Source organism: Streptomyces hoynatensis (assembly GCF_003626535.1).
GTDB lineage: Bacteria > Actinomycetota > Actinomycetes > Streptomycetales > Streptomycetaceae > Streptomyces > Streptomyces hoynatensis.
In genome coordinates, this window is sequence record NZ_RBAL01000018.1 from 25,490 (window position 1) to 49,907 (window position 24,418).

Below are 24,418 nucleotides of genomic sequence, written 5' to 3' on the forward strand. Positions count from 1 at the left end.
CCCGGGCCCCCGGCCGCCGCCCCCTCGGCCCCCCCGGCCCCGCCCCGGGGAACCGGCGCTACTCCGCCAGGCCGACGAGGTGTTCCGGCCGGACCGGCACCCGGCGCAGGGCGCGTCCCGTCGCCTGCCTGAGGGCGGCCACCACGGCCGGGGTGGCCGAGAGGGTGGGGGCCTCGCCGGCGCCGCGCAGCCCGTACGGGGCGTGCGGGTCGGCGAGTTCGAGCACGTCCACGGGCATGCTCGGGGCGTCCAGGACGGTCGGCAGGAGGTAGTCGGTGAACGAGGGGTTGCGCACCCGGCCCGCGGCGTCGACCCGGAGCTCCTCCAGGATCGCGAGGCCGAGGCCCTGGAGGGAGCCGCCGTGGATCTGGCCCACCACCGCGCGCGGGTTGATCGCCCGGCCGACGTCCTGGGCGGCGGCCAGCTCCACGACCTTCACCAGGCCGAGCTCGGTGTCGACCTCCACGACGGCGCGGTGGGCGCAGAAGGAGTACTGCACGTGCCCGTCGCCCTGCCCGGTCACCGGGTCGAACGGCCGGGTCGGGCGGTGCCTGAACTCCCGCTCCGCCGTCACGGGGCCGGCTTCCAGCAGCTCGGCGAGGCCGGCAAGCACCTCGCCCTCCGCCGTGACCACCTTGCCCTCGGCCAGCCGCAGCCCGTCCGCGGGCGGGCCGTCCGCGGGCCGGCCGCGGCGCTCGCGGGCGCGCCGCAGCACCTCGGCGCGCACGGCGGCGCACGCCTCGCGGACCGCGCCGCCGGTCAGGTACGTCTGCCGGGAGGCCGAGGTGGAGCCGGCCGAGCCGATGCCGGTGTCGGGGGGCGCCAGGACCACCCGGGAGACGCCGAGTTCGGTGCGGGCGATCTGCGTCTGGACGGTGACCCCGCCCTGCCCGACCTCGGCCGCGGCGGTGCGCACCGTGGCCACCGGCTCGTCCCCGGACAGCTCCAGGGTGACCCGCGCCGTCGAGGGGTCGTCGTAGCCCTCGGAGAAGGCGACGTTCTTGATGCCGACCGCGTAGCCCACGCCGCGCACCACGGACTCGCCGCGGCTCGCCCGGCCGAGCCCGCCGGGCAGCGCGCGCGGCTCGACGCGGCGGGCCCCGGTCGCCGAATCCCGCGTCTCCCACTGCCGCGGGCGCGGCAGGGGGCGCTCCTTGACCAGGCGCAGGAGCTCGGCGACCGGCGCCGGGGAGTCCACCCGCTGGCCCGTGGGCATGACCGAGCCCTCGGAGAGGGCGTTGCGCTGCCTGAACTCGACGGGGTCCAGGCCGAGTTCGGCGGCGAGCAGGTCCATCTGCGCCTCGTAGGCGAAGCAGGCCTGGACGGCGCCGAAGCCGCGCATCGCGCCACAGGGAGGGTTGTTGGTGTAGAGGGCGAGGGCCTCCACCTCGACGGCGGGCACCTCGTAGGGGCCCACGCCGAGCGAGGCCGCGTTGCCGACCACGGCGGGCGAGGAGGAGGCGTAGGCGCCGCCGTCGAGGACGATGCGCGCCCGCACGTGCGTCAGCCTGCCGTCGCGGGTGGCGCCGTGCTCGTAGCTGAGGGTCGCCGGGTGCCGGTGGACGTGGCCGAGGAAGGACTCGTCGCGGCGGTAGGACATCTTCACGGGGCGGCCGGTGCGCAGCGCCAGCAGGCAGGCGTGGGCCTGCATCGACAGGTCCTCGCGGCCCCCGAAGGCGCCCCCCACCCCGGCCAGGGTCAGGCGGACCTTCGCGGGCGGCAGGCCGAGCACCGGCGCCAGCTGGCGCCGGTCCACGTGCAGCCACTGGGTGGCGACGTACAGGTCCACGCCGCCCTCCCCGTCCGGCACGGCGAGGCCCGACTCGGGCCCGAGGAACGCCTGGTCCTGCATGCCGACCCGGTACTCGCGGGCGACCACCACGTCGGCGCGGGCCGCGGCCGCGGCCAGGTCGCCGCGCCGCACCGGCTGGCGGTGCACGACGTTGGGGTGCGGCACCAGGGCGGCGTAGCGGTCGGCGCGGTCCGGATGCAGGAGGGGGGCGCCGGGGGCGGTGGCGCTCGCCTCGTCGTGGACGCCGGGGAGTTCGGCGTACTCCGCCCGGATCAGGGCGGCGGCCCTGCGGGCGGTCTCCGGGTGGTCGGCGGCGACCAGCGCCACCGGCTCGCCGTGGTAGCGGACCCGTCCTTCGGCGAGCACCGGCTGGTCGGGGAGGTCGAGGCCGTAGTGGGTGGCGGCGGGCAGGTCGCGGGCGGTGAGCACGCAGGCGACCCCGGGGACGGCCAGGGCCGGGGCGACGTCCAGGCCCAGCAGCCTGGCGTGGGCGTGCGGGCTGCGCAGCGTGTGCCCCCACAGCATGTCCGGGTGCCGCAGGTCGGAGGCGTAGGGGAAGGCGCCGGTCACCTTCTGCCGCCCGTCGGGCCGGCCGGCGGACTCCCCCACGCCGCCGAAACCCCCGGGCGCTGCCGGCGCGTTCACCGGGCGCCCTCCGCCCGCCGGGCCGCGGCCAGTCTCACCGCGGACAGGATCTGCTCGTAGCCGGTGCAGCGGCACAGGTTCCCCGACAGCGCCTCCCGGATCTCGGCCTCCGCGGGCCGTGGCTCCCGGCGCAGCAGCGCGTCGGTGGCCATGAGGAGTCCCGGCGTGCAGAAGCCGCACTGCACGGCCCCCGCCTCCGCGAACGCCTCCTGCACCGCCGAGAGGCCCGCGGCGCCGGCCAGTGACTCGACGGTCTCCACCTCGCGGCCCTCGGCCTGCCCGGCGGCGACCAGGCAGGCGCACACCGGCTCGCCGTCGAGCCGCACCGTGCAGGAGCCGCACTCGCCCTGCTCGCAGGCGTTCTTGGTGCCGAACAGGCCGAGCCGCTCGCGCAGCACGTACAGCAGGCTCTCGCCCTCCCACACCCCCTCCGCGTGGGCGGGGCGGCCGTTGACGGTCAGGTTCACGCGCACCGTTCTCCTCCTCGGTAGGCGGTCCAGGTCCGGTCGAGGGTGCGCCGCGCGAGCACCGCGACGGCGTGCCTGCGGTAGGCGGCCGAGCCGCGCACGTCGTCGATCGGGGCGCAGGCCGCGGCGGCGAGTTCGGCGAAGCGGCGCGCGGCCGAGGGCGGCGGGGGCCGCCGGTCCTCCCAGTGCCCGCCCTCGGCGAGCACGCCGGCGAGGAACTCCTCTGCCTCGCGGGCGCGCCGCGGGGTGGGCGCGGCGGAGCCGATGCCGGTGCGCACCGAGCGGCCTGCCTCGTCCAGGGCCAGGGCGAAGGAGCACACCGCCACGACCATGGCGTTGCGGGTGCCGACCTTGGCGAACTCCTGCGGCCCGCCCGCGGGGTCGATCCGCACCGCGCGGATCAGCTCGTCCGCCGCGAGGGCGTTGCGCCGCGGCCCGGTGAAGAACTCCTCGACGGGGATCAGCCTGGTGCCGCGCACCGAGGCGGCCTCGACGGCGGCCCCGGCGGCGAGCAGCGCCGGATGGGCGTCGCCGGCGGGCGAGGCGGTGCCGAGGTTGCCGCCCACGGTGCCCCGGTTGCGGATCTGCGGCGAGCCCACGGCGCGGGCGGCGTGGGCGAGCGCGGGCAGCGGGCCCCCGAGCGCCGCCGCGATCTCCCGGTAGGGGACGGCCGCGCCGAGCCGCACGGCGCCCTTCTCCCGGTGCCAGCGGGCGAGTTCGCCGATGCGGCCCAGGTCGAGGAGGCACGCGGGCCGCCTGCGGCCGAAGTTGAGCTCGACCATGAGGTCGGTGCCCCCGGCGATCGGGACCGCCTCCGGGTGGGCCGCCTTGGCGGCCAGCGCCTCTTCCCAGGTGGCGGGGCGGAGGAAGTCCATCGTCGTATGCCCTTCGCGGTAGGCGGTCCCTCCAGTAAGCGGTCTGGTGAGGGGGTGCGGACAGTCACGGATGGTGCGAAGATCCGCCCGGGGCGCGGGCGCCGTTCTTGTAGATTCGTACGAGGCGATCCGCGGCCGGGGAGGCGGTGCCCGATGCGTCTGCGCACTCTGCTCGAGGGCAGGTCCCCGGGCCTGCGGCTGCTCACCGGCGAGGGGGAGCTCGACCGGCTGGTGCGCGGGGTCATGACCACGGACCTGCGCGACCCCAGCCGTTACCTGCGGGGCGGGGAGCTGGTGCTGACCGGCCTGGCCTGGTGGCGGAGTCCCGCGGACGCCGAGCCCTTCGTGCGGGTGCTCGTGGCCGCCGGGGTGGCCGGACTCGCCGCGGGCGAGGCGGAGTTCGGGGCGGTGCCGACGGAGCTGACGGCCGCCTGCGCCCGGCACGGGCTGCCGCTGTTCGCGGTGGCCGAGGAGGTCGGCTTCGCGGAGCTGACGGAGCATGTGCTGCGGCGGGTGTCCGGTGAGCGGGCCGGGGACCTCGCCGCGGTGGTGGAGCGGCACCGGCGGCTGCGGGCGGCCGGCGGCCCGCGCGCCGTGCTCGAACTCCTGGCCTCCCACCTGGACCTGCCGGCCTGGCTGCTGACCTCCACCGGCCGCGAGGTGCCGGCCGCCCCGGGGCCGCTGCCCGGGCCGGTGGCGCGGGAACTGGCCGCCAGGTGGCTGGCCGCCGCCTGGCGCGGCGCGCCCCACCTGGGGACCACCGTCGAGGGGGTGGAGTACACGCTGTTCCCGGTGCCGGAGGAGCCCGGCCGGCCAGGCGGCGAGGGGGCGCCCGGCGGCCGCGGCGGCGCGCCGCTGACGGACTGGCTGCTCGTGGTGCAGGGCGGCGCCGCGGACTGGCCGGCCGAACGCCTCGGGCTGCTGGGCAGCGTCGCCGCCCTGCTCGCCGAGGAACGCGGGCGCGAGGACGCCGCCCCGGCGCTCGGGCGGCGGCTGGTGCGTGAGGTGTTCACGCTGCTGGGGACCGGGGCCCCGGCGGCCGAGCTGGCGGCGCGGCTGCGGCTGGCCGCTCCGGTGCTCGCGCCGGGCCGCGCCGCGCCGCACTGGCAGGTGGCGGTCGCCAGGCTCGAGCCGCCCGAGGGCGCCGATGCCGGCTCGGGTGCGGCGGCCCGCGGGCTGCTGAGCGAGCTGTTCCGGGCCCCGGCCGTGACCGGCCGCGAGGGGGAGGCGGCCGCGCTGCTTCCGGTGCCCTCGGCCGACGCGGCGTTCCGGGCCGAGGCGGTGCTGGCGCCGGTGCGCCCCGCGCTCGCGGCCGGGCTGCGGGGCGGCGGCCGGCTGACGCTGGGACTGAGCGCGGCCGTCGACTCGGCCGAGGGGCTGCCCGGCGCCCTGGAGGAGGCGCGGCACGCCCGCCGGGTGGCCGCCGCGGGGCCGGGGGCGGTCCGCGGGGCGGGGCACGAGGAACTGGCCTCGCACGTGCTGCTGCTGCCCTTCGTGCCGGAGGACGTGCGGCGGGCGTTCACCTCCCGGCTGCTCGAACCGCTGCGGGAGTACGACCGCGCCCACCACTCCGACCTGCTGGCCACGCTGGAGGCGTTCCTGGAGGCCGACGGCTCGTGGACCCGCTGCGCGGCCCGGCTGCACCTGCATGTGAACACTCTGCGCTATCGCATCGGCCGCATCGAGCAACTGACCGGGCGGGCGCTGACGCGTCTCGAGGACAAGGTCGACTTCTTCCTCGCGTTGCGCATGAACTGAGGGGCCGTGCGGCTCCGCGCCCGCTCCGGGGGTTGCCAGGCCCACCCGCCCACCGCCGGGCGGCACTTGTGAACTGATTCACGCAGCCCTCTTGGCCTGGGCCGGGAGCTCGTGCTGAGATGCTCACGTATCACTTCTTGTCAACGGCTCGATGACGCGCTGGGGAGGGCAATGTGACGGAGACCGCCGTGCCACATTCCGTTCGGCAGGTGAACGGTGATCCGCTGGAGAGTGCGGTATGGCGGCTGCGGTCACGGGGCTGTTGGGAGGATGCGGCGGCCCTGCTGGAACCCCGGGCGGCGAGCGAGCCGAAGGCGGCCCTGGCCAGGGCCGAACTCCTCGTCGAACGCTGCATGTTCACGGCCGAGGGCTGGGGCAGGGCCGAGGAGGCGCTGCGGGCGGCCGAGTCGCTGTCCCTGAGCGACGAGGAACGCGGCACCGCCGCCTGTGAGCGCGGCTACCTCGCCTACGCCTCCACCCTGCTGCGGGTCCGCGACCGGGCCGACGAGGCGCGGGCCGCGCTGGGGCGGGCCGCGGCGCTCCTCGCCCCCGACTCGCCCGGCCGCCCGCTGCTCGACTTCAGGCGCGGCCTGATGGCCGAGCACGTCAGCGGCAATCCGCAGGCGGCCGAGGCCGGCTACCGGCGGGCGCACAACGAGGCGATCAGCCGCGGCGACGCGCTGCTGGGCTCCTACACCTGGCGGCACCTCGCCGCCCTGGCGCTGCTCGCGGGCGAGACGGCGGAGGCGCGGCACGGCTTCGCGGAGTCCCTGCGGCTGCGGGAGGAGACCGGCTTCCTGGTCGGGGTCGCGCCCGCGCTGGTGGCGCTCGCCGAGGTGACGGAGGAGCCGGAGGCCGGGCGGCTGCTGGCGGAGGCCCGCCGCCTGTTCCACCTGCTGGGCGGGGTGCCCCGCTGGCTCGCCGCGCACCTCGACGAGGAGGAGTAGCACTCCCCCACGCGGCCGGGGACGCGGCGCGCGTGCGGCCCACGGGAGCGGGCCGACGCGGCACCCACCGGGTGCCCGGCCTGCCGCCGGCCGTCACCTTCCGGGCACGGCGGGCCCCGGCGCCCCGGAGGCGGCCTGCTCAGGGCGTGGCGCGTTCGGGCGCGGCGGTCCCCGCCAGGTGCGCGCGGACCAGCCGTTCCGCCGTGGCGAACTCGCCCTGCCGCAGGGCGTCGAGCAGCTGCTGGTGCTCCGCCGCGCTCGCCACCAGCTCGGCCGCCTCGGGCGGCCGGCGGCCCGCCGCCGGGGTCTGCGCCTTCCGGTGCAGCTCCCCGGCGACCCGCACCAACTGCCGGTTGCCCGTGAGGGCGAGCAGCGCCCGGTGGAAGCCCAGGTCGGCCTCGGCGTAGGCGGCGCGGTCCCCGGCCGCGGCCGCGGTCACGGTCGCCTCGGCCAGCGGGCTCAGCTCGTCCCAGCGCTCCCTGGGCAGCGACCTGGCGAGCCGCAGCACCGCGGGCACCTCCAGGTCCGCCCGCACCTCGGCGAGTTCCGCCAGGTCCCGCGGGCTGTTCGCGGCCACCCGGAAGCCGCGGTTGGGCACGGTCTCCACGACGCCCTCGCTGACGAGTTGCTGCATCGCCTCGCGCACCGGCGTGGCCGACACGCCGTAGCGCTCGGCGAGGAGCGGCGCCGAGTAGGTGCCGCCCGGCTGCAGCTCGCCGGTGGCCAGCGCGTCCCGCAGCGCGGCGAGCACCTGGGCGCGCACCGAGTGCCGCTCCGGCAGCGTGCGCGGCCTGACCGGCAGCGCGGGCCGCGCCCGGCCCGCCGGGGCAGGCCCGGGCGCCGTGACGGCCGGCCCGCTCGCCGGCTCCGTCCGGGTGGGCTCCATCGGTCCGCTCCGTCCCCTTCGGCGCCCCACACAACGAGGTTTTGTGCACCTTAGGCGTAGTCGGCCCTCCGGCACACCCCAACCGGCATCGGGTAAGGTAAGGCTAACCTGCCCGTGATCAAGGAGACCGTGGCTCCATGAACGTGCCCGCCCCCGCCCCGGCCCTCGCGACGACCACCCCCCTCACGCCCGCCTACGCCCGCGTCGCCGAGGTGCTGCCCGGGCTGCGCATCACCGAGGACGAGGCGCCGCGGCGGGGGGCGGGCTGGGCCCAGGCCGCCGGCCTCGCGGCGGGCGGCGCGGAGCTGGCCGCGTTCCTCGCCGAGGACGCCGCGCAGATCCGGCGCGACTACGGCCGGGAGGGGCGCGGGGACGTGGTCGCCGGCTTCGCCCTGCACCGCTACGGCTGGCCCGCCGCCGTGCTGTTCACCGCCCCCTACTTCCTGCTGCGCCGCGTTCCCCGGCTCTCGGTCGGCGACGTCGCCTTCCACCGCGGCGAGGGGCGGATGAGCGTGCGGCGCACCACGTTCAGCTGCCTGCCCGACGACCCGGCCGCCGGCCACCCCGACGCCCGGGTGGTCCCCGGCGAGGAGGCCCTGCGCGCGGCCGTGCGGCAGGCGGCGGCCGAGCACTTCGAGCCGCTGCTCGCCGCCTTCGGGCCCCACATGCGCCGCGGGCGCCGGGCCCTGTGGGGCACGGTGACCGACGAGCTCACCGAGTCCCTGTGGTACGTGGGGCACCTCCTCGGCGAGGAGGGCCGGGCCAAGGCAGAGGCGGCACTGCTGCTGCCCGGCGGCACCGCGCCCTACCCGGGCGGCGCCGGCTTCCGCGAACTCCGCGGCCCGGAGGGGCAGTCGCTGCCCACCAGGGACCGGGCGAGCTGCTGCATGTTCTTCACGCTGCGCCCCGAGGACACCTGCGTCACCTGCCCGCGCACCTGCGACGCCGACCGCGTCCGGCGGCTGACCGCGAACTCATAACAGATTCGCCTACCGGCCGCATCAACTACCGCGCTTTTCCCTCTCCTTGACACTCGTTAGGGGGATTGGGCCCGAAATTCCGCTGACGTTGGCTCAGGTAGCATCAGGATGCTCTGCGGCGCCGGACGCTCACGATTCCGGCACAGGCACCGCACGATCAGCACACCCATGCGAGGGGCAGCCCTATGGCATCGACGGACATAGACATCAGCTGGGTGCTCGCGGGAGCGGTGCTGCTGTTCGGTCTCCTGCTCGCGGCCATCCTGCTGACCCGGGGCAAGAAGCCCTCGGGCGAGCACGCGGACAACGACTCCTGGGAGCGTCTCGAGGCGGCCAGGCGGCGCCGCGAGCGGATCTACGCCTTCGCCTCCTACGCGCTGCTCTTCTGCTGCGCCGGGGTGGCCGCCGCCCTCTCTTTCCAGGGCCTGGTCGGCTTCGGCCGCCAGAACCTCGGCCTGGACGACGGCTGGGAGTACCTGGTCCCCTTCGGGCTCGACGGCGCGGCGATGTTCTGCGCCGTGATCGCGGTCAGGGAGGCCAGCCACGGCGACTCCTCGATGGGCTCGCGCATGCTGGTGTGGCTCTTCGCGGGCGCCTCGGCCTGGTTCAACTGGGTGCACGCCCCGCGCGGGGCGGCGCACGCCGGCGCGCCGCAGTTCTTCGCCGGGATGTCGCTCTCGGCCGCGGTGCTCTTCGACCGGGCGCTGAAGCAGACCAGGCGGGCCGCCCTGCGCGAGCAGGGTCTGGTGCCCAGGCCCCTGCCGCAGATCCGCTTCGCCAGGTGGCTGCGGGCCCCGCGGGAGACGTACGGCGCCTGGTCGCTGATGCTGCTGGAGAACGTCCGCTCCCTCGACGAGGCGGTCGAGGAGGTCAGGGAGGACCGCAACAGCAAGCGGCAGACGCGGATGCGGCGGCGTGAGCAGCGCAGCATGGAGCGGGCCAGGCTGAAGGCGCTCAGCCGCCAGCACCGGATGTTCGGCCGCCGCCAGCAGGTCGCGGTCGCCGCGCCCGAGCCCGCGGCGCTGGAGGCCGGCGGCACGGCGCGCCGGGCGGCGCTGAACGCCACCGCGGAGGATGCGCTGGGCGGCCGAGGCGAGGACCCGACCTCGATCTCGCAGGCGGCCCCGCGGCTCGACTCGCTGGAGGAGAAACTCGCCCGGATCGAGCGGCAGTTCGGCTGAGACCCGCCCCGGTCCTCGCCCGGGCCGGCCGGGCCGGCCGTGGGCCGCGCCGCCGCGGAAGCCCTGGGCCACCGCCGGCGGCGCGGCCCACGGGACCGGCCGGGCGGCCCTCAGCCCAGGGCGGCGGGCAGCGCTCCCTCCAGGGTGAGCAGCTGCCGCTTGCGGGGCAGGCCGCCCGCGTAGCCGGTGAGCGAGCCGTTCGCGCCGAGGACTCGGTGACAGGGCCGCACCACGGACAGCGGGTTGGCGCCGACCGCGCCGCCGACGGCCCGCACCGAGGCGGGCGGCAGCCCGGCGAGCCTGGCCAGCGCGCCGTAGGTGACGGTCGTGCCGTAGGCGATCCGGTCCAGCTGCTCCCAGACCCGCCGGCGGAAGGGCGTGCCCTCCGCGGCGAGCGTGAGGTCGAACTCCCGGAGCTCGCCCGCGAAGTAGGCGTCGAACTGCTCGGCGGCCCGGGCGAAGGCGGCGTCGTCCCTTCGCCAGCCGGGACCGATCCGTGCCCCGCCGCGCTGCCCCGGCACGGTGACCGAGGCGAGGGTGTCCGGGCGCGGCCCGGCGATCAGCAGCTCGCCCAGCGGGCTCGGGTGCGTCGTGTACAGCATGGCTCTCTCCGGTGATTCGCGTGCGTTCGGCGTTCGGTGGGCGTGCGGTGGGCGTGCGTGCGGTGGGCGATCGGCGTTCGTTCGGCGTGGTTCGGTGTGGTGCGGCCTGGTTCGGTGTGGTGCGGCGTGGTGCGGGCGGGGATCAGGCGGTGGCGTTCCACAGGTGGTGCACGGCGTACGAGCGCCAGGGCCGCCAGGCTTCGGCGTCCGGCGCGGGTCCCGGGCCGGCGAGGGCGCGCAGGCCGTGGCGCACCCCCGCGTCGCCCGGCAGGAAGACGTCGGGATCGCCCAGGGCGCGCATCCGCACGTAGCCCGCGGTCCACGGGCCGACGCCGCGCAACGCCAGCAGCGCGCGCGTGGCCTCCTCCCGGTCGGCGCCGGGGCCGAGGTCGACGGTGCCCTCGGCGAGTGCGGCGCACACGGTGCGGATCGCCGCCCGCCGCGCCTCGGGCATGCCGAGTTCGGCCAGCGGGGCGCCGGCCAGGGTCCCTGGCTCGGGGAAGGTGTGGGTGAGCGCGCCGTCGGGCGCGGACAGCGGCTTGCCGTAGGCGGCGACCAGCCGCCCGGCCAGGGTGCGCGCCGCGGCCACGGTGACCTGCTGGCCGAGCACCGCGCGCACGGCCGGCTCCGCGGGGTCCGCGGCGCCCGGGGAACGCAGCCCGGGGCGGGCGGCGACCAGCGGCCCGAGCGCCGGGTCGGCCCCGAGCCGCTCGGCCACGGCGTAGGGGTCGGCGTCGAGGTCGAAGAGCCGCCGCATCCGCTGCACGGCCGTGGTCAGGTCGCGCAGGTCGGTCAGGCGCAGGCGGCAGGGCAGCCAGCGGGCCTGCCTGCCGCCCGGCGCCTCGTCCACCTCGGCGACCCCGGTGCCGTGCGGGAGCGCGAGCGTGCGGCGGTAGGTCCTGGCGCCGGGGCTGCCGCGCAGCTCCTCGATGCCGGGGACGGCGCGGCGGGCCAGGAAGTCGAAGACCTGGGCGGCGTCGTACGCCCCCCGGTAGGCGAGCCGCAGCGGCACCCCGGCCGGATCGGCCCCGGCCGCGGGCCGGACGCCGCGCCCGGCGCGGGGCGTGGCGGCGGCGCGCAGCTCGCGCGGGGGGCGGGCGTAGGTCTCCCGGATCGTGTCGTTGAACTGCCGCACGCTCGCGAAGCCGGCCGCGAAGGCGATCTCGGTGATCGGCAGGGCCGTCGTCTGCAGGAGGATGCGCGCGGTGTGCGCCCGCTGGGCGCGGGCCAGCGCGACCGGGCCCGCGCCCAGCTCCGCGGTCAGCTGCCGCTGCACCTGCCGGGGGCTGTAGCCGAGCCGGGCCGCGAGCCCGGGCACCCCCTCGCGGTCGACGACTCCGTCGGCGATCAGCCGCATCGCGCGGCCGACGGCGTCCGCCCTGAGGTTCCACTCGGCCGAGCCGGGGACCGCGTCCGGGCGGCACCTGCGGCAGGCGCGGAACCCGGCGGCCTGGGCCGCGGCTGCCGAGGGGTGGAAGCGGACGTTCTCCCGCTTGGGCGTGGTCGCCGGGCAACTCGGGCGGCAGTAGATGCCGGTCGTCAGGACGGCGGTGAAGAACACGCCGTCGAAGCGCTCGTCCCGGCTGCGCACCGCCTCGTACCTGCTGTCGTCGTCCATCACGCCTCCAGTCTGCGGCGCCCGGCGGGCGGCCTGCTGGCGGAATTCGGACACGGACGTGCGGCCCCGGCGGACGGCCCCCGTCCCCGCCTGGGGCGTGGACGGGGCGGTGGGCCCGGGGGCGGCGGTGCCGTCAGCGGGGGGCGAGGCGGGCGGGGAAGCCGCCGGTGGAGATCGGGCTCCAGCGGCGGGGGGTGACGCGGATCAGCGACTTGCCCTGCTTGCGCATCGCGGCCCGGTACTCCGCCCAGTCCGGGTGCTCCCCGGCGATGTTCCGGTAGTACTCCACGAGCGGCTCGATCGCCTCGGGCACGTCCAGCACCTCGGCCGTCCCGTCGATCTGGACCCAGGGCCCGTCCCACTCGTCGGAGAGGACCAGGACGCTCACCTCGGGGGAACGCCGCGCGTTGCGGGTCTTGGCCCGCTCCGGGTAGGTGGCGATGACGATCCGCCCACTGTCGTCGACGCCGCAGGTCAGCGGGGAGGCCTGGGGGGAGGCGTCCGCCCGCCGGGTGACCAGGATGGCGCGGTGCCTCGGGCGGACGAAGTCGAGCAGCCGCCCGAGGTCGACGGGGGTGTTCGTCGCGATCGAAGGACTCATGGCGCAGCACCCTACGCGCCCGGCCGGGGCACGGGTGCGGTGCCCCGGCCGGGCGCGGTGCGGCGGGTTCAGGCGGCGACCGCGACCGCCGGCGCCTCGGCCGGGCTCAGCGCGAGTTCGAGCACCTGCCGGACGTCGGAGACCGGGTGCACGTCCAGCTTGGCCAGGATCTCCGGCGGCACGTCGTCCAGGTCGGGCTCGTTCCGCTTGGGGATGATCACGGTGGTCAGCCCGGCGCGGTGGGCGGCGAGCAGCTTCTGCTTCACGCCGCCGATCGGCAGCACCCGGCCGGTCAGCGAGACCTCGCCGGTCATCGCCACGTCCGGCCGCACCTGCCGCCCGCTGAGCAGCGAGGCCAGGGCGGTGGTCATCGTGATGCCCGCGCTCGGCCCGTCCTTGGGGACCGCGCCCGCGGGGATGTGCAGGTGGATGCCGCGCTCCTTCAGGTCGCCCACCGGCAGCTCCAGCTCGGCGCCGCGCGACCGCAGGTAGGAGAGCGCGATCTGGCCCGACTCCTTCATCACGTCGCCCAGCTGGCCGGTCAGGGTCAGCCCCGCGCCGCCGGTCTCCGGGTCGGCCAGGGAGGCCTCGATGTACAGGACGTCGCCGCCCGCGCCGGTGACCGCGAGGCCGGTGGCCACGCCGGGCACCGCCGTGCGCCGCTCGTCCGGCTCCTGGGCGGACTCCGGCGTGTGGTGCGGGCGCCCGATGAGGTCCCGCAGGTGCTCCTCGCCGACCGTGAACGGCAGCGTCAGCCTGCCGAGCTCGGCCCGCGCGGCGACCTTGCGCAGCAGCCGGGCGATGGTGCGCTCCAGGCCGCGGACGCCCGCCTCCCTGGTGTACTCCCCGGCCAGCTTGCGCAGCACGCCCTCCTCGACGGCGACCTCGGCCGCGTCGAGACCGGCCCGCTCCAGCTGCCGCGGCAGGAGGTGGTCACGGGCGATGACCAGCTTCTCGTCCTCGGTGTAGCCGTCGAGCCGCACCAGCTCCATCCGGTCGAGCAGCGGCTGCGGGATGGCTTCGAGGACGTTCGCGGTGGCCAGGAAGACCACGTCGGACAGGTCGAGCTCGACCTCCAGGTAGTGGTCGCGGAAGGTGTGGTTCTGCGCCGGGTCGAGCACCTCCAGGAGGGCGGCCGCGGGGTCGCCGCGGTAGTCGGAGCCGACCTTGTCGATCTCGTCGAGCAGCACCACCGGGTTCATCGACCCGGCCTCCCTGATGGCCCGCACCACGCGGCCTGGCAGGGCCCCGACGTAGGTGCGCCGGTGGCCGCGGATCTCGGCCTCGTCGCGGACGCCGCCGAGGGCGACCCGGACGAACTTCCGGCCCATCGCCCGGGCGACGGACTCGCCCAGGGAGGTCTTGCCCACGCCGGGCGGGCCGACCAGGGCCAGCACGGCGCCGCCGCGGCGCCCGCCGACGACCCCGAGGCCGCGCTGGCCGCGCCGCTTGCGCACGGCCAGGTACTCGGTGATCCGCTCCTTGACGTCGTCCAGGCCGGCGTGGTCGGCGTCGAGCACCGCCCTGGCCCCGGGAATGTCGTAGGCGTCCTCGGTCCGCACGCTCCACGGCAGGTCGAGCACGGTGTCCAGCCAGGTGCGTATCCAGCCGCTCTCCGGGCTGGCGTCCGAGGCGCGCTCCAGCTTGTCGACCTCCTTCAGCGCGGCCTCGCGCACCTTCTCGGGAAGGTCGGCGGCCTCGACCCGGGCGCGGTAGTCCTCGCCCTCGTCGGCGGCCTCGCCGTTCAGCTCGGCCAGCTCCTTGCGGACGGCCTCCAGCTGGCGGCGCAGCAGGAACTCGCGCTGCTGCTTGTCCACGCCGTCCTGGACGTCCTTGGCGATGGACTCGACCACGTCCTCCTCGGCCAGGTGCTCGCTCAGCCACCTGGTGGCGAGCCTGAGGCGCTCGACCGGGTCCGTGGTCTCCAGCAGCTTCACGCGCTGCTCGGTGCTGAGGAACGGCGAGTAGCCCGCGTTGTCCGCGAGCTGGCTCACGTCCTCGATCTGCTGCACCCGGTCCACGACCTGCCAGGCCCCGCGCTTGCGGAGCCAGCTGGTGCTGAGCGCCTTGTACTCCTTGACCAGCTCGGCCACCGCGCCGGGCAGCGGGCTCGGCACCTGCTCCTCCATGCGGGTGCCCTCCACCCACAGGGCGGCGCCCGGACCCGTGGTGCCCGAGCCGATGCGGATGCGGCCCAGGCCGCGCACCAGCGCGCCCGGGTCCCCGCCGGCAAGCCGTCCGACCTGCTCGACACGGCCCAGCACGCCGATCCCCGCGTATGTCCCGTCCACGCGCGGCACCAGCAGCACCCGCGGCTTCTCGCCGCCGGGCGCGGCGGCCTGCGCGGCCTCCACGGCGGCGCGCACCTCGGAGTCGGAAAGCTCCAGCGGCACCACCATCCCTGGCAGCACCACCTCGTCATCCAGCGGCAGCACGGGCAGGGTGAGTACGTCGAACGACGAAGTCATGACCTCTCCCTCGGCAAGCAAATTGAGCTACACCGGCTCAATGCGCCGGGGTCCCGTGTTGTTCCCGGGGCGCGAGGTTGTTCGCCCTGAGCGATCGGCCGCCTTCCCTGGGTTCGCGGGCCGCCCCGCGGGCGGGGCCGGGGCGCGAGCGCGCGGGCAGGGCGCGCGGGGGGGCGCGCTCAGGTGTCGCGCAGGGCCGCGCGCAGGAAGCCGAGGGAGTCGGCCGGGGAGAGCGACTCGACGACCAGGCGGTTCAGCACGTGCCGGTACAGCTCGATCTCCGCCGGCTTGTCGGGGTAGACCCCGCCCGTCTGCTGCTCCAGGTAGACGACGTCGGGCAGGTCGCCGCCCGGCGGGCGCAGCACGGTGACCGGCCCGGCCATCGCCGGGTGGCCGCCCGCCCCGAAGGGCACCACCTGGATCGTCACGTGCGGCAGCTCCGACAGCTGCAGCAGGTGGGCCAGCTGGCCGCGCATCACCGCGGCGCCGCCGACCGGGCGCCGCAGGGCCGCCTCGTCGATCACCACCCACAGGTGGGGCGGCCGCTCGCGGTGCAGGATGCGCTGGCGCCCCATCCGCAGCTCGACCCGCCGCTCGGTGCGCTCGCGGGTGTCGTCGAGCGCGAGCCGCAGCACGGCGCGGGCGTAGCTCTCGGTCTGGAGCAGGCCCGGCACGAACTGGAGCTCGTACCCCCTGATCACGGTCGCGGCCTGTTCGAGGCCCAGGTACACGTTCAGCCAGCTGGGCACGATGTCGTGGTAGACGTGCCACCAGCCGGGCGAGTTCGACTGCCTGGCCAGCGCGAGCAGGGTGGCGCGCTCGGCCTCGTCGCAGACCCCGTAGAGCGAGAGCAGGTCCTGCACGTCGCGGGTCTTGAAGCCGGTCCTGCCCATCTCCAGGCGGCTGATCTTGGAGTGCGAGGCGCGGATGGTGCGGCCGGCCTCCAGGCCGGTGATGCCCCTGGCCTCCCGCAGCCGCCTCAGCCGGGCGCCGAGGATCATCCGCGGGACCGTCGGGCCGGCCTGGCCGAAGTCGACGAGGCGGCTCCCCCTGCGCTCCGCGACGGCCTCGTTCGCGCTCAGGTCCACGTCCATGTACGCTCCCCTGCCGTCATACCGAACGGCCAACTGTACTAGAGGCGTTCGTGCCGGAGGCAGCCCTCGTCCGGCGTGCCGGTCCCGGGGACTGGCTGGGCCGCGTCCGCGCTCATACGGTAGCGGCATGACTCCCAGCACCCACGTGGTGACCAATCAGCCCCCGCCACTGGCGGACTACGACGTATTCAGTCAGGACGCCGCCCTCCGCGAGGCCTTCGCCCGCCACGTCGGGGACGAGGTGGCCGAGGAGGCGACCGGGGAACTGCGCGCCCTGGGGGAGGCCGCGGGCTCCGCCCGGGCCCAGGAGTGGGGGGCGCGGGCCAACGAGCACCGTCCCGTGCTGCGCACCCACGACAGGTTCGGGCACCGGATCGACGAGGTCGACTTCCACCCCGACTGGCACCTGCTGCTCGGCCAGGCGGTGTCGGCCGGCCTCACCGACGCCTGGTCGAGGCCGCACGGCCAGCTGCGGCGCAGCGCCGGCTTCCTGGTGTGGACGCAGGTGGACGCCGGTCACGGCTGCCCCGTCTCGATGACGCACGCCGCCGTGCCCGCGCTGCGCGCCCAGCCCGAGCTGGCCGCCGTCTGGGAGCCGCTGCTGACCTCGCACGTCTACGAGCCGGGGCTGCGCCCGGCCACCGCCAAGGCCGGGGCGCTGGCCGGGATGGGGATGACGGAGAAGCAGGGCGGCTCCGACGTGCGGGCCAACGCGACCCGGGCGGAGCCGCTGGCCGAGCCGGGCGTCTACGCGCTGACGGGCCACAAGTGGTTCTGCTCGGCGCCCATGTCGGACGTCTTCCTCGTGCTCGCCCGGGCGCCGGAGGGCCTGACCTGCTTCCTGGTGCCCCGGGTGCTGCCCGACGGGGAGCGCAACGCCTTCCGCATCCAGCGCCTCAAGGACAAGCTCGGCGACCGCTCCAACGCCTCCTCCGAGGTGGAGTTCGACGGGACGACCCAGGGCTGGCGGGTCGGCGAGGAGGGCCGCGGGGTGGCCACCATCATCGAGATGGTCGCCGCCACCCGGCTGGACTGCGTGACCGGCTCGGCGGCGATCATGCGGCAGGCCGTGGCCCAGGCCACCCACCACGCCGCGCACCGCGAGGCGTTCGGCGGCCCGCTGATCGACAAGCCGCTGATGCGCAACGTGCTCGCCGACCTCGCCCTGGAGTCGGAGGCCGCGACCGCGCTCGCGATGCGCCTCGCCGCGGCCTACGACGCGGCAGCCGCGGGGAGCGCGCAGGAGCGGCACCTGCTGCGCCTCGCGCTCCCGGCCGCCAAGTACTGGGTCACCAAGCGCTGCACGCCGCTGACCGTGGAGGCGCTCGAATGCCTCGGCGGCAACGGGTACGTCGAGGAGTCGGCGATGCCGCGGCTGCTGCGCCAGTCCCCGCTGAACTCGATCTGGGAGGGCTCGGGCAACATCCAGGCCCTGGACGTGCTGCGGGCCCTGCAACGGGAGCCCGGCGCGCTGAACGCGTTCCTCACCGAGGTCGGCCAGGCGGCGGGCGGCGACCACCGGCTGGACGCCGCGGTCAAGGCGCTGCTGCACGAGCTGTCCGACCTGGAGGGCATCGAGGCCAGGGCCAGGCGCCTGGTGGAGCGGCTGGCGCTGGTGCTCCAGGGGTCGCTGCTGGTGCGGCACGCCCCGCCCGCGGTCGCCGACGCCTTCTGCGCCTCGCGCCTCGGCGGCGACTGGGGCGGGGCCTTCGGCACCCTGCCCGGCACGCTCGACCTGGCCGCGATCGCCGAGCGGGCCCGCCCCCTGCCGGAGGGCTGAGGGGCGGCGCGGGCGCCAAGTCCCGGGCCGGAAAGCAGGTTTGACTCCGGGGCCGCGGGCTACCCGGGAGGAGCCGCCGCGCGCACGGTCCGGTGAAGCGCGCTCGCGCCGCTCGGCAGGCGCGGGCGCGGGGCGCGGCGGCGGCACGCGGCCCCGGGTTCCCACGCCCCGGGGCCGCCCCTTTCCGTCACGGGACGACGGGAAAGGACGAAAAAGCACGAGGAAGGGCGGAAAACACCGGAGAACGGTGGGGAACGGCGGGGAACAGCAGGAAAGGCGTCTCCGCGCGCATTCGCGACCCACCGTGCCCACCCCTTCACTCGTCTCACATATCGGGACCGCCCTGTCCATATAGCGGATATTGGTGGACGGGTGCGTCACCGCGTGCAACCCTGCCGTCATGTCTCGAACGGGAATCGCGCTGGTGAGCCGTCGCCACGTCGACTTCGGCCGCATGTCGAGCGCCATCTGTCGGGCACGCTGAGCCGCACCGCCACCGCCCGCCGGCGCCCCCAGCGTCTCGTCCCCGTCCGACCCGGTTCGCCCCGGCGCCCGCCCCCGGGCCCCCGGGAGGCCGGCTCCGCACCGCCACGCCCCACCCCGAACTCGCTCTGCCCCGAACGCCGCACGGCCGCGGCCCCGGGTCGGAGCCGTCCTGCTGCCTGCAGAAGGAACACGCCGCCACCATGTCGGACACCGCGAACAAGCCCGCAGCTCCGAGCCGCCGCAAAGCCGGCCGCCACCGCGGCGAAGGCCAGTGGGCGGCCGGGCACTTCACTCCGCTCAACTCCAACGAGCAGGTCAAGAAGGACGACGACGGTCTCAATGTGCGGACACGCATTGAGACGATCTACGCGCACCGCGGCTTCTCGGCCATCGACGGCCAGGATTTGCGCGGCCGGATGCGCTGGTACGGGCTCTACACCCAGCGGCGCCCCGGGGTCGACGGCGGCAAGACGGCCGTCCTCGAACCCGAGGAGCTCGAGGACGAGTACTTCATGATGCGGGTGCGCATCGACGGCGGCCGGCTGACCACGGCCCAGCTGCGCGTCCTCGGCGAGATCTCCCAGGAGTTCGCCCGCGGCACGGCCGACATCACCGACCGGCAGAACATCCAGTACCACTGGGTGCGCATCGAGGACGTGCCGGAGATCTGGCGCCGCCTCGAAGCCGTCGGACTGTCGACCACCGAGGCCTGCGGCGACACCCCCCGCGCCTTCCTCGGCTCCCCCGTCGCCGGCATCGCCGCGGACGAGATCATCGACGGCACCCCGGCGCTCGAGGAGATGAAGCGCCGCGTGGTGGGCAACAAGGCGTACTCCAACCTGCCGCGCAAGTTCAAGACCGCCATCTCCGGCTCCCCGCAGCTCGACGTGGCACACGAGGTCAACGACGTCTCCTTCGTCGGCGTCGAGCACCCCGAGCACGGCCCCGGCTTCGACGTCTGGGTCGGCGGCGGCCTGTCCACCAACCCGCGGATCGGCGTCAGGCTGGGCGCCTGGGTGCCGCTGGAGGAGGTGCCCGACGTCCACGAGGGCATCGTCAAGATCTTCCGCGACTACGGCTACCGGCGGCTGCGCAACCGCGCCAGGCTGAAGTTCCTCGTCGCCGACTGGGGCGCCGAGAAGTTCCGCCGGGTGCTCGAGGACGAGTACCTGCTGCGGAAGCTGATCGACGGCCCGGCCCCCGAGCAGCCCGCGCGGCAGTGGCGCGACCACGTCGGCGTGCACCCCCAGCGGGACGGCCGCTGCTACGTCGGCTTCGCCCCGCGCGTGGGGCGGGTGGACGGCGCCACCCTGAGCAAGATCGCCGACCTCGCGGAGGCGCACGGCTCGGGCCGCGTGCACACCACCCCCCACCAGAAGCTGATCATCCTGGACGTGGAGCCGGACCGGGTCGCCTCCCTCACCGAGGGCCTGGAGGCCCTGGGCCTGACCACCACGCCCTCGGTCTTCCACCGCGGCACCATGGCCTGCACCGGCATCGAGTTCTGCAAGCTGGCCATCGTCGAGACCAAGGCCCGCGCCACCTGGCTGATCGAGGAACTCGAACGCCGCCTGCCCGACTTCGACGAGCCGCTCACCATCAACGTCAACGGCTGCCCCAACTCCTGCGCGCGCATCCAGACCGCCGACATCGGCCTCAAGGGCCAGCTGGTGATCGACGGCGAGGGCAGGCAGGTGGAGGGCTACCAGGTGCACCTGGGCGGCTCGCTGGGGCTCGACCCCGGCTTCGGCCGCAAGGTCCGCGGCCTGAAGGTCACCGCCGAGGGGCTCGCGGACTACGTGGAGCGGGTGCTGCGCCGCTACCTGGAGGCGCGCGAGCCGGGCGAGCGCTTCGCGACCTGGGTCGCACGGGCCGAGGAGGGAGCGCTTTCGTGAGCGAACGAGCCGCCCCGTTCTACTGCCCCTACTGCGGGGACGAGGACCTGCGCCCGAGCGAGGCCGGGCACGGCGCCTGGGAGTGCGCCGCCTGCCGCCGCGCCTTCCGGCTCTCCTTCCTCGGCCTGCTCGCCGGCCCCTCGGCCGGCCCCGAGTCCGGCTAGCCGCGGGTCTGCGGCGGGCGCCCCGGCCCGCACCGGGGGCACCGCCCGCCGACGCCCCCGCCGCACGGCATCGGAAAGCTGTCGACGCCCCCGTCGACGTCCCTTCGGGAATTCTCCGGAAGTCCGAAAGAGGCCACCATGACCACCGCCACCACCACGGAGTCGCCCCGGGCCGGCGAGTTGCGCCGGCTCGCCGAACGGGCGGGCCGCGACCTGGAGGACGCGTCCGCGCTCGACATCCTGCGCTGGGCCGCCGACACCTTCGGCCCCCGCCTGTGCGTCACCTCCTCGATGGCCGACGCCGTCGTCGCCCACCTCGCCTCCCGCGCCAGGCCGGGCATCGACGTGCTCTTCCTCGACACCGGCTACCACTTCCCCGAGACGATCGGGACCAGGGACGCGGTCGCCGCCGTCATGGACGTCAACGTCCTCACCCTCACCCCCCGCCTGACGGTCGCCGAGCAGGACGCCGAGTACGGCCCGCGGCTGCACGACCGGGACCCCGACCTGTGCTGCGCCATGCGCAAGGTCGAGGTGCTGGAGGCGGGCCTCGCGCCGTACGACGCCTGGGCGACCGGACTGAGGCGCGACGAGTCCCCCTCGCGGGCGAACACCCCGGTCGTCGGCTGGGACGCACGGCGCGAAAAGGTGAAAATTGCCCCCATAGCCCGATGGACCCAGTCGGATGTGGAAGCCTACGTCTCCGAGCACGGCGTCCTGCTCAACCCGCTGCTCTCGGACGGCTACCCGTCCATAGGCTGCGCGCCCTGCACGCGGCGGGTCGCCGAGGGCGAGGACCCACGGGCGGGCCGCTGGGCCGGCCTGACGAAGACCGAGTGCGGGCTGCACACCTGATGAGCGGGCCACGGACGGCCGGGCCTGCCTTCGCCGCCCGCCCCCGGCCCGGGGCCGCACCCCAACCGACAGCCCACCCGACAGCCCAACCGACAGCGAGGAAGCAGCAGATGAGCGGAACCGGCCAGGGCGCCACCATCTGGCTCACCGGCCTGCCCAGCGCGGGCAAGACCACCCTCGCCCGCGCCCTGGCGCGGCGGCTGGCCGCGGAAGGGCACCGCGTCGAGGTGCTCGACGGCGACGAGATCAGGGAATTCCTCTCCGCCGGGCTCGGCTTCAGCCGCGAGGACCGCCACCTGAACGTGCAGCGCATCGGCTTCGTCGCCGAACTCCTCGCCTCGCACGGCGTGAAGGCGCTGGTTCCGGTGATCGCGCCCTACGCCGACAGCCGCGAGGCCGTCCGCAAGCGCCACCAGGCCGCGGGCACCGGCTACGTCGAGGTGCACGTGGCCACGCCGGTGGAGGTGTGCGCGGAGCGGGACGTCAAGGGGCTGTACGCCAGGCAGGCCGCGGGCGAACTCACCGGGCTCACCGGGGTCGACGACCCGTACGAGATCCCGGAGGCCCCCGACCTGCGGATCGCGGCGCACGAGCAGAGCGTCGAGGAGTCGGCGGCGGCGCTGTACGCGCTGCTGGGCGAGCGGGGCCTGCTGTGACCGGCACGCTCGGCGACCAGCACCTCCACGGGGGCAGGCCAGTCAATCCACCCGAGGGACGTGGGCGACGTGAAGAACCCGAACTGCGCAAGCCGCGCACACGCGACGAGCACGGCACACGCGAGGAGCGCCGCGCCGGCGAAGAACGGGCCGGCCGGCAGGGAAGCGAGGGCGGAGGCATGACGGCTGCGGTGGACTCCGGCGGCCCCTACGCCCTGTCGCACCTGGACGTCCTGGAGTCGGAGGCGGTCCACATCTTCCGCGAGGTCGCCGGGGAGTTCGAGCGCCCGGTGATCCTCTTCTCCGGCGGCAAGGACTCCATCGTCATGCTGCACCTGGCGCTCAAGGCCTTCGCGCCCGCGGCGGTGCCCTTCTCGCTGCTGCACGTGGACACCGGGCACAACTTCCCCGAGGTGATAAGGCACCGGGACCGGCTGGTCGCCCAGCACGGGCTGCGGCTGCACGTCGCCCTGGTGCAGGAGTTCATCGACGACGGGCGCCTGCGCGAGCGCCCCGACGGGACCCGCAACCCGCTGCAGACGGTGCCGCTCCTCGACGCCATCGAGCGCAACCGCTTCGACGCCGTCTTCGGCGGCGGCAGGCGCGACGAGGAGAAGGCGCGCGCCAAGGAGCGGGTCTTCTCGCTGCGCGACGAGTTCGGCGGCTGGGACCCGCGCCGCCAGCGCCCGGAGCTGTGGCAGCTCTACAACGGCAGGCACGCCCCCGGCGAGCACGTGCGGGTGTTCCCGCTGTCCAACTGGACCGAGCTCGACGTGTGGCAGTACATCGGCCGGGAGAAGATCGACCTGCCGGAAATCTACTACGCCCACGAGCGTGAGGTCTTCCGGCGCAGCGGCATGTGGCTGGCCCCCGGCGAGTGGGGCGGGCCGCGGGAGGGCGAGCCGCTGGAGCGCCGCACCGTCCGCTACCGCACGGTCGGCGACATGTCCTGCACCGGCGCGGTGGACTCCGAGGCCGCCACCATCGAGGAGATCATCGCCGAGATCGCCGCCTCCAGGCTCACCGAGCGCGGCGCCACGCGCGCCGACGACAAGCTGTCGGAGGCCGCGATGGAGGACCGCAAGCGGGAGGGCTACTTCTGATGACGACCTTCTCCGCGGGGCTGGGGGCGGAGACCTCCGCCACCTCCCTGCTGCGCTTCGCCACGGCGGGATCGGTCGACGACGGCAAGTCCACCCTCGTCGGCCGCCTGCTGCACGACTCCAAGTCGGTCCTCTCCGACCAGCTGGAGGCCGTCGAGCTGGCCTCCCGCAACCGCGGCGCCGACGCCGTGGACCTGGCCCTGCTCACCGACGGGCTGCGCGCGGAACGCGAGCAGGGCATCACCATCGACGTGGCCTACCGCTACTTCGCCACCAAGCGCCGCCGGTTCATCCTGGCCGACACCCCCGGGCACGTGCAGTACACGCGGAACATGGTGACCGGGGCCTCCACCGCGGAGCTGGCCATCATCCTGGTGGACGCGCGCAACGGCGTGGTGGAGCAGACCAGGAGGCACGCGGCCGTGGCCGCCCTGCTGCGGGTCCCGCACGTGGTGCTCGCCGTCAACAAGATGGACCTCGTGGACTACGCGGAACCCGTCTTCGCCGCCATCGCCGGGGAGTTCGGCGCCTACGCCGCCTCCCTCGGCATCCCCGAGGTGACCGCCATTCCGATCTCGGCCCTGGCCGGGGACAACGTGGTGACCGCCTCCGCGACGATGGACTGGTACGGCGGGCCCACCGTGCTCGAACACCTGGAGACCGTGCCCGTCACCCGCGACCCGGCCCAGGACCCGGCGCGGTTCCCCGTGCAGTACGTCATCAGGCCGCAGACCGCCGAGCACCGCGACTTCCGCGGCTACGCCGGGCAGGTCGCCTCCGGGGTGCTGCGGGTCGGCGAGCGGGTCGTCGTCCAGCCCTCGGGCCGCACCAGCACCCTCGTCGGCATCGACGCCCTCGGCCAGTCCGTCGACGTGGCCTGGGCGCCGATGTCGGTGACGCTGACGCTGGCCGACGACCTCGACATCTCCCGCGGGGACCTCATCGCCCCCGCGGGCGGCGCCGCCGAGCCGACCAGGGACGTCACCGCGACGGTCTGCCACCTGCACGACCGGCCGCTGACGCCGGGTGCCAGGGTGCTGCTGAAGCACGCCACCCGCACCGTGAAGGCAATCGTCAAGGAGATCCCCTCCCGGCTGACGCTGGACGACCTCTCCCCGCACCCGCAGCCGGGCGAGCTGGCCGCCAACGACATCGGCCGGGTGGTGATCCGCACCGCGGAGCCGCTCGCGCTCGACGATTACGCCGCTTCCAGATCAACAGGTTCCTTCCTGCTGCTCGACCCCGCAGACGGCGCTACGCTGACCGCGGGCATGGCGGGCGAGGCGTTCAACGGCGCCGCCCGCGAGCCCGGCGGCGCCGCCGGCGCGTCCTTTGGGGCCGAGGACGAGGGGTGGGACTTCGACTGATGGCGAGTCGTGTCTTCTGCGTCTTCTCGACCTTCGCCAAGGAGGGCGGGCGGATAGGCAGCGGGACCCTCGGCAGTGGCCAGGGCGGAATCGGGCGATGTGCGCGCGTGAGCTGACACGCTCGCTCAGCCGGCACGGGCGCGCGCCCGTGCGCACCTCGCTCACCCCTGCTCACTTTCCCCCGGCCGCGCCGCGCGC

20 protein-coding genes are annotated in these 24,418 nt (G+C 75.5%); 11 read left to right on the forward strand and 9 right to left on the reverse strand.

The annotated features are described in order from the left end of the window. Positions 1 to 58: 58 nt before the first annotated feature. The 3 genes from pucD to D7294_RS24530 are packed head-to-tail and all read right to left on the reverse strand — an operon-like array spanning position 59 to position 3,779. Entirely contained in the window at positions 59 to 2,437 is a 2,379-nt protein-coding gene (pucD, locus tag D7294_RS24520) for a xanthine dehydrogenase subunit D (protein WP_120683398.1), read from the reverse strand. Continuing rightward, on the reverse strand, positions 2,434 to 2,910 hold the full coding sequence (locus D7294_RS24525; RefSeq protein ID WP_120683401.1) for a (2Fe-2S)-binding protein: 477 nt from the start codon (positions 2,908 to 2,910) through the stop codon (positions 2,434 to 2,436). The genes pucD and D7294_RS24525 overlap by 4 nt, the downstream gene beginning before the upstream one ends. Then, positions 2,901 to 3,779: an FAD binding domain-containing protein gene (locus D7294_RS24530; RefSeq protein WP_120683403.1), complete on the reverse strand. Its 879-nt coding sequence runs from the start codon at positions 3,777 to 3,779 to the stop codon at positions 2,901 to 2,903. Before D7294_RS24530 ends, D7294_RS24525 begins: the two co-directional genes overlap by 10 nt. 153 nt (positions 3,780 to 3,932) lie before the next feature. Between D7294_RS24530 and D7294_RS24535 the strand changes: the two genes are divergently transcribed. After that, positions 3,933 to 5,537, forward strand: a complete 1,605-nt coding sequence (locus D7294_RS24535) for a PucR family transcriptional regulator (RefSeq protein ID WP_120683405.1) — start codon at positions 3,933 to 3,935, stop codon at positions 5,535 to 5,537. 188 nt (positions 5,538 to 5,725) lie between these two features. Continuing rightward, positions 5,726 to 6,484 carry a hypothetical protein gene (locus D7294_RS24540; protein WP_120683577.1) on the forward strand — a complete coding sequence of 253 codons (759 nt, stop codon included), beginning with the start codon at positions 5,726 to 5,728 and terminating at the stop codon, positions 6,482 to 6,484. Positions 6,485 to 6,623: 139 nt separating this feature from the next. On the opposite strand, the gene D7294_RS24545 is transcribed toward D7294_RS24540, so the two are convergent. Beyond that, positions 6,624 to 7,370, reverse strand: coding sequence for a GntR family transcriptional regulator (locus tag D7294_RS24545; RefSeq protein WP_120683407.1), 747 nt, complete (start codon positions 7,368 to 7,370; stop codon positions 6,624 to 6,626). A gap of 137 nt (positions 7,371 to 7,507) precedes the next feature. On the opposite strand from D7294_RS24545, the gene D7294_RS24550 reads away from it, so the two are divergent. Beyond that, on the forward strand, positions 7,508 to 8,350 hold the full coding sequence (locus D7294_RS24550; protein WP_120683408.1) for a (2Fe-2S)-binding protein: 843 nt from the start codon (positions 7,508 to 7,510) through the stop codon (positions 8,348 to 8,350). Positions 8,351 to 8,535: 185 nt separating this feature from the next. Next, positions 8,536 to 9,531, forward strand: a complete 996-nt coding sequence (locus D7294_RS24555; RefSeq protein WP_120683410.1) for a DUF2637 domain-containing protein — start codon at positions 8,536 to 8,538, stop codon at positions 9,529 to 9,531. Positions 9,532 to 9,641: 110 nt separating this feature from the next. Here the strand turns inward: D7294_RS24555 and D7294_RS24560 are convergent, their stop codons facing one another. From D7294_RS24560 to D7294_RS24580, 5 genes are all read right to left on the reverse strand, one after another. Further along, on the reverse strand, positions 9,642 to 10,133 hold the full coding sequence (locus tag D7294_RS24560) for a methylated-DNA--[protein]-cysteine S-methyltransferase (RefSeq protein ID WP_120683412.1): 492 nt from the start codon (positions 10,131 to 10,133) through the stop codon (positions 9,642 to 9,644). A 142-nt stretch (positions 10,134 to 10,275) separates the two neighbouring features. Next, complete coding sequence (locus tag D7294_RS24565; RefSeq protein WP_120683414.1) at positions 10,276 to 11,751, reverse strand: AlkA N-terminal domain-containing protein; 1,476 nt, start codon at positions 11,749 to 11,751, stop codon at positions 10,276 to 10,278. 133 nt (positions 11,752 to 11,884) lie between these two features. Further along, positions 11,885 to 12,352, reverse strand: a complete 468-nt coding sequence (locus tag D7294_RS24570) for a PPOX class F420-dependent oxidoreductase (protein ID WP_120683416.1) — start codon at positions 12,350 to 12,352, stop codon at positions 11,885 to 11,887. 68 nt (positions 12,353 to 12,420) lie between these two features. After that, positions 12,421 to 14,820 carry an endopeptidase La gene (gene lon / locus D7294_RS24575; protein ID WP_120683418.1) on the reverse strand — a complete coding sequence of 800 codons (2,400 nt, stop codon included), beginning with the start codon at positions 14,818 to 14,820 and terminating at the stop codon, positions 12,421 to 12,423. 179 nt (positions 14,821 to 14,999) lie between these two features. Next, a complete protein-coding gene (locus D7294_RS24580; RefSeq protein ID WP_120683420.1) occupies positions 15,000 to 15,914 on the reverse strand; it encodes a DUF5753 domain-containing protein in 915 nt (304 codons plus the stop codon). Positions 15,915 to 16,041: 127 nt separating this feature from the next. Here D7294_RS24580 and D7294_RS24585 point away from each other — a divergent pair, with 127 nt between their 5' ends. From D7294_RS24585 to D7294_RS24610, 7 genes are all read left to right on the forward strand, one after another. Beyond that, positions 16,042 to 17,694 (forward strand): acyl-CoA dehydrogenase family protein, encoded by a 1,653-nt coding sequence (locus D7294_RS24585; RefSeq protein WP_120683422.1) that lies wholly within the window; start codon positions 16,042 to 16,044, stop codon positions 17,692 to 17,694. A gap of 686 nt (positions 17,695 to 18,380) precedes the next feature. After that, positions 18,381 to 20,075: a nitrite/sulfite reductase gene (locus tag D7294_RS24590; RefSeq protein WP_120683424.1), complete on the forward strand. Its 1,695-nt coding sequence runs from the start codon at positions 18,381 to 18,383 to the stop codon at positions 20,073 to 20,075. After that, the gene (locus D7294_RS32300) at positions 20,072 to 20,239 is read left to right on the forward strand and encodes a hypothetical protein (RefSeq protein WP_174248429.1); all 168 of its coding nucleotides are present in this window, start codon (positions 20,072 to 20,074) and stop codon (positions 20,237 to 20,239) included. The genes D7294_RS24590 and D7294_RS32300 overlap by 4 nt, the downstream gene beginning before the upstream one ends. A gap of 138 nt (positions 20,240 to 20,377) precedes the next feature. Beyond that, positions 20,378 to 21,094, forward strand: a complete 717-nt coding sequence (locus D7294_RS24595) for a phosphoadenylyl-sulfate reductase (protein ID WP_120683426.1) — start codon at positions 20,378 to 20,380, stop codon at positions 21,092 to 21,094. A 110-nt stretch (positions 21,095 to 21,204) separates the two neighbouring features. Further along, entirely contained in the window at positions 21,205 to 21,750 is a 546-nt protein-coding gene (cysC, locus tag D7294_RS24600) for an adenylyl-sulfate kinase (protein ID WP_120683429.1), read from the forward strand. A 179-nt stretch (positions 21,751 to 21,929) separates the two neighbouring features. Then, positions 21,930 to 22,853: a sulfate adenylyltransferase subunit CysD gene (cysD, locus tag D7294_RS24605; protein ID WP_120683431.1), complete on the forward strand. Its 924-nt coding sequence runs from the start codon at positions 21,930 to 21,932 to the stop codon at positions 22,851 to 22,853. Beyond that, on the forward strand, positions 22,853 to 24,220 hold the full coding sequence (locus D7294_RS24610) for a sulfate adenylyltransferase subunit 1 (protein WP_120683433.1): 1,368 nt from the start codon (positions 22,853 to 22,855) through the stop codon (positions 24,218 to 24,220). The genes cysD and D7294_RS24610 overlap by 1 nt, the downstream gene beginning before the upstream one ends. The last annotated feature ends 198 nt before the right edge of the window (positions 24,221 to 24,418 follow it).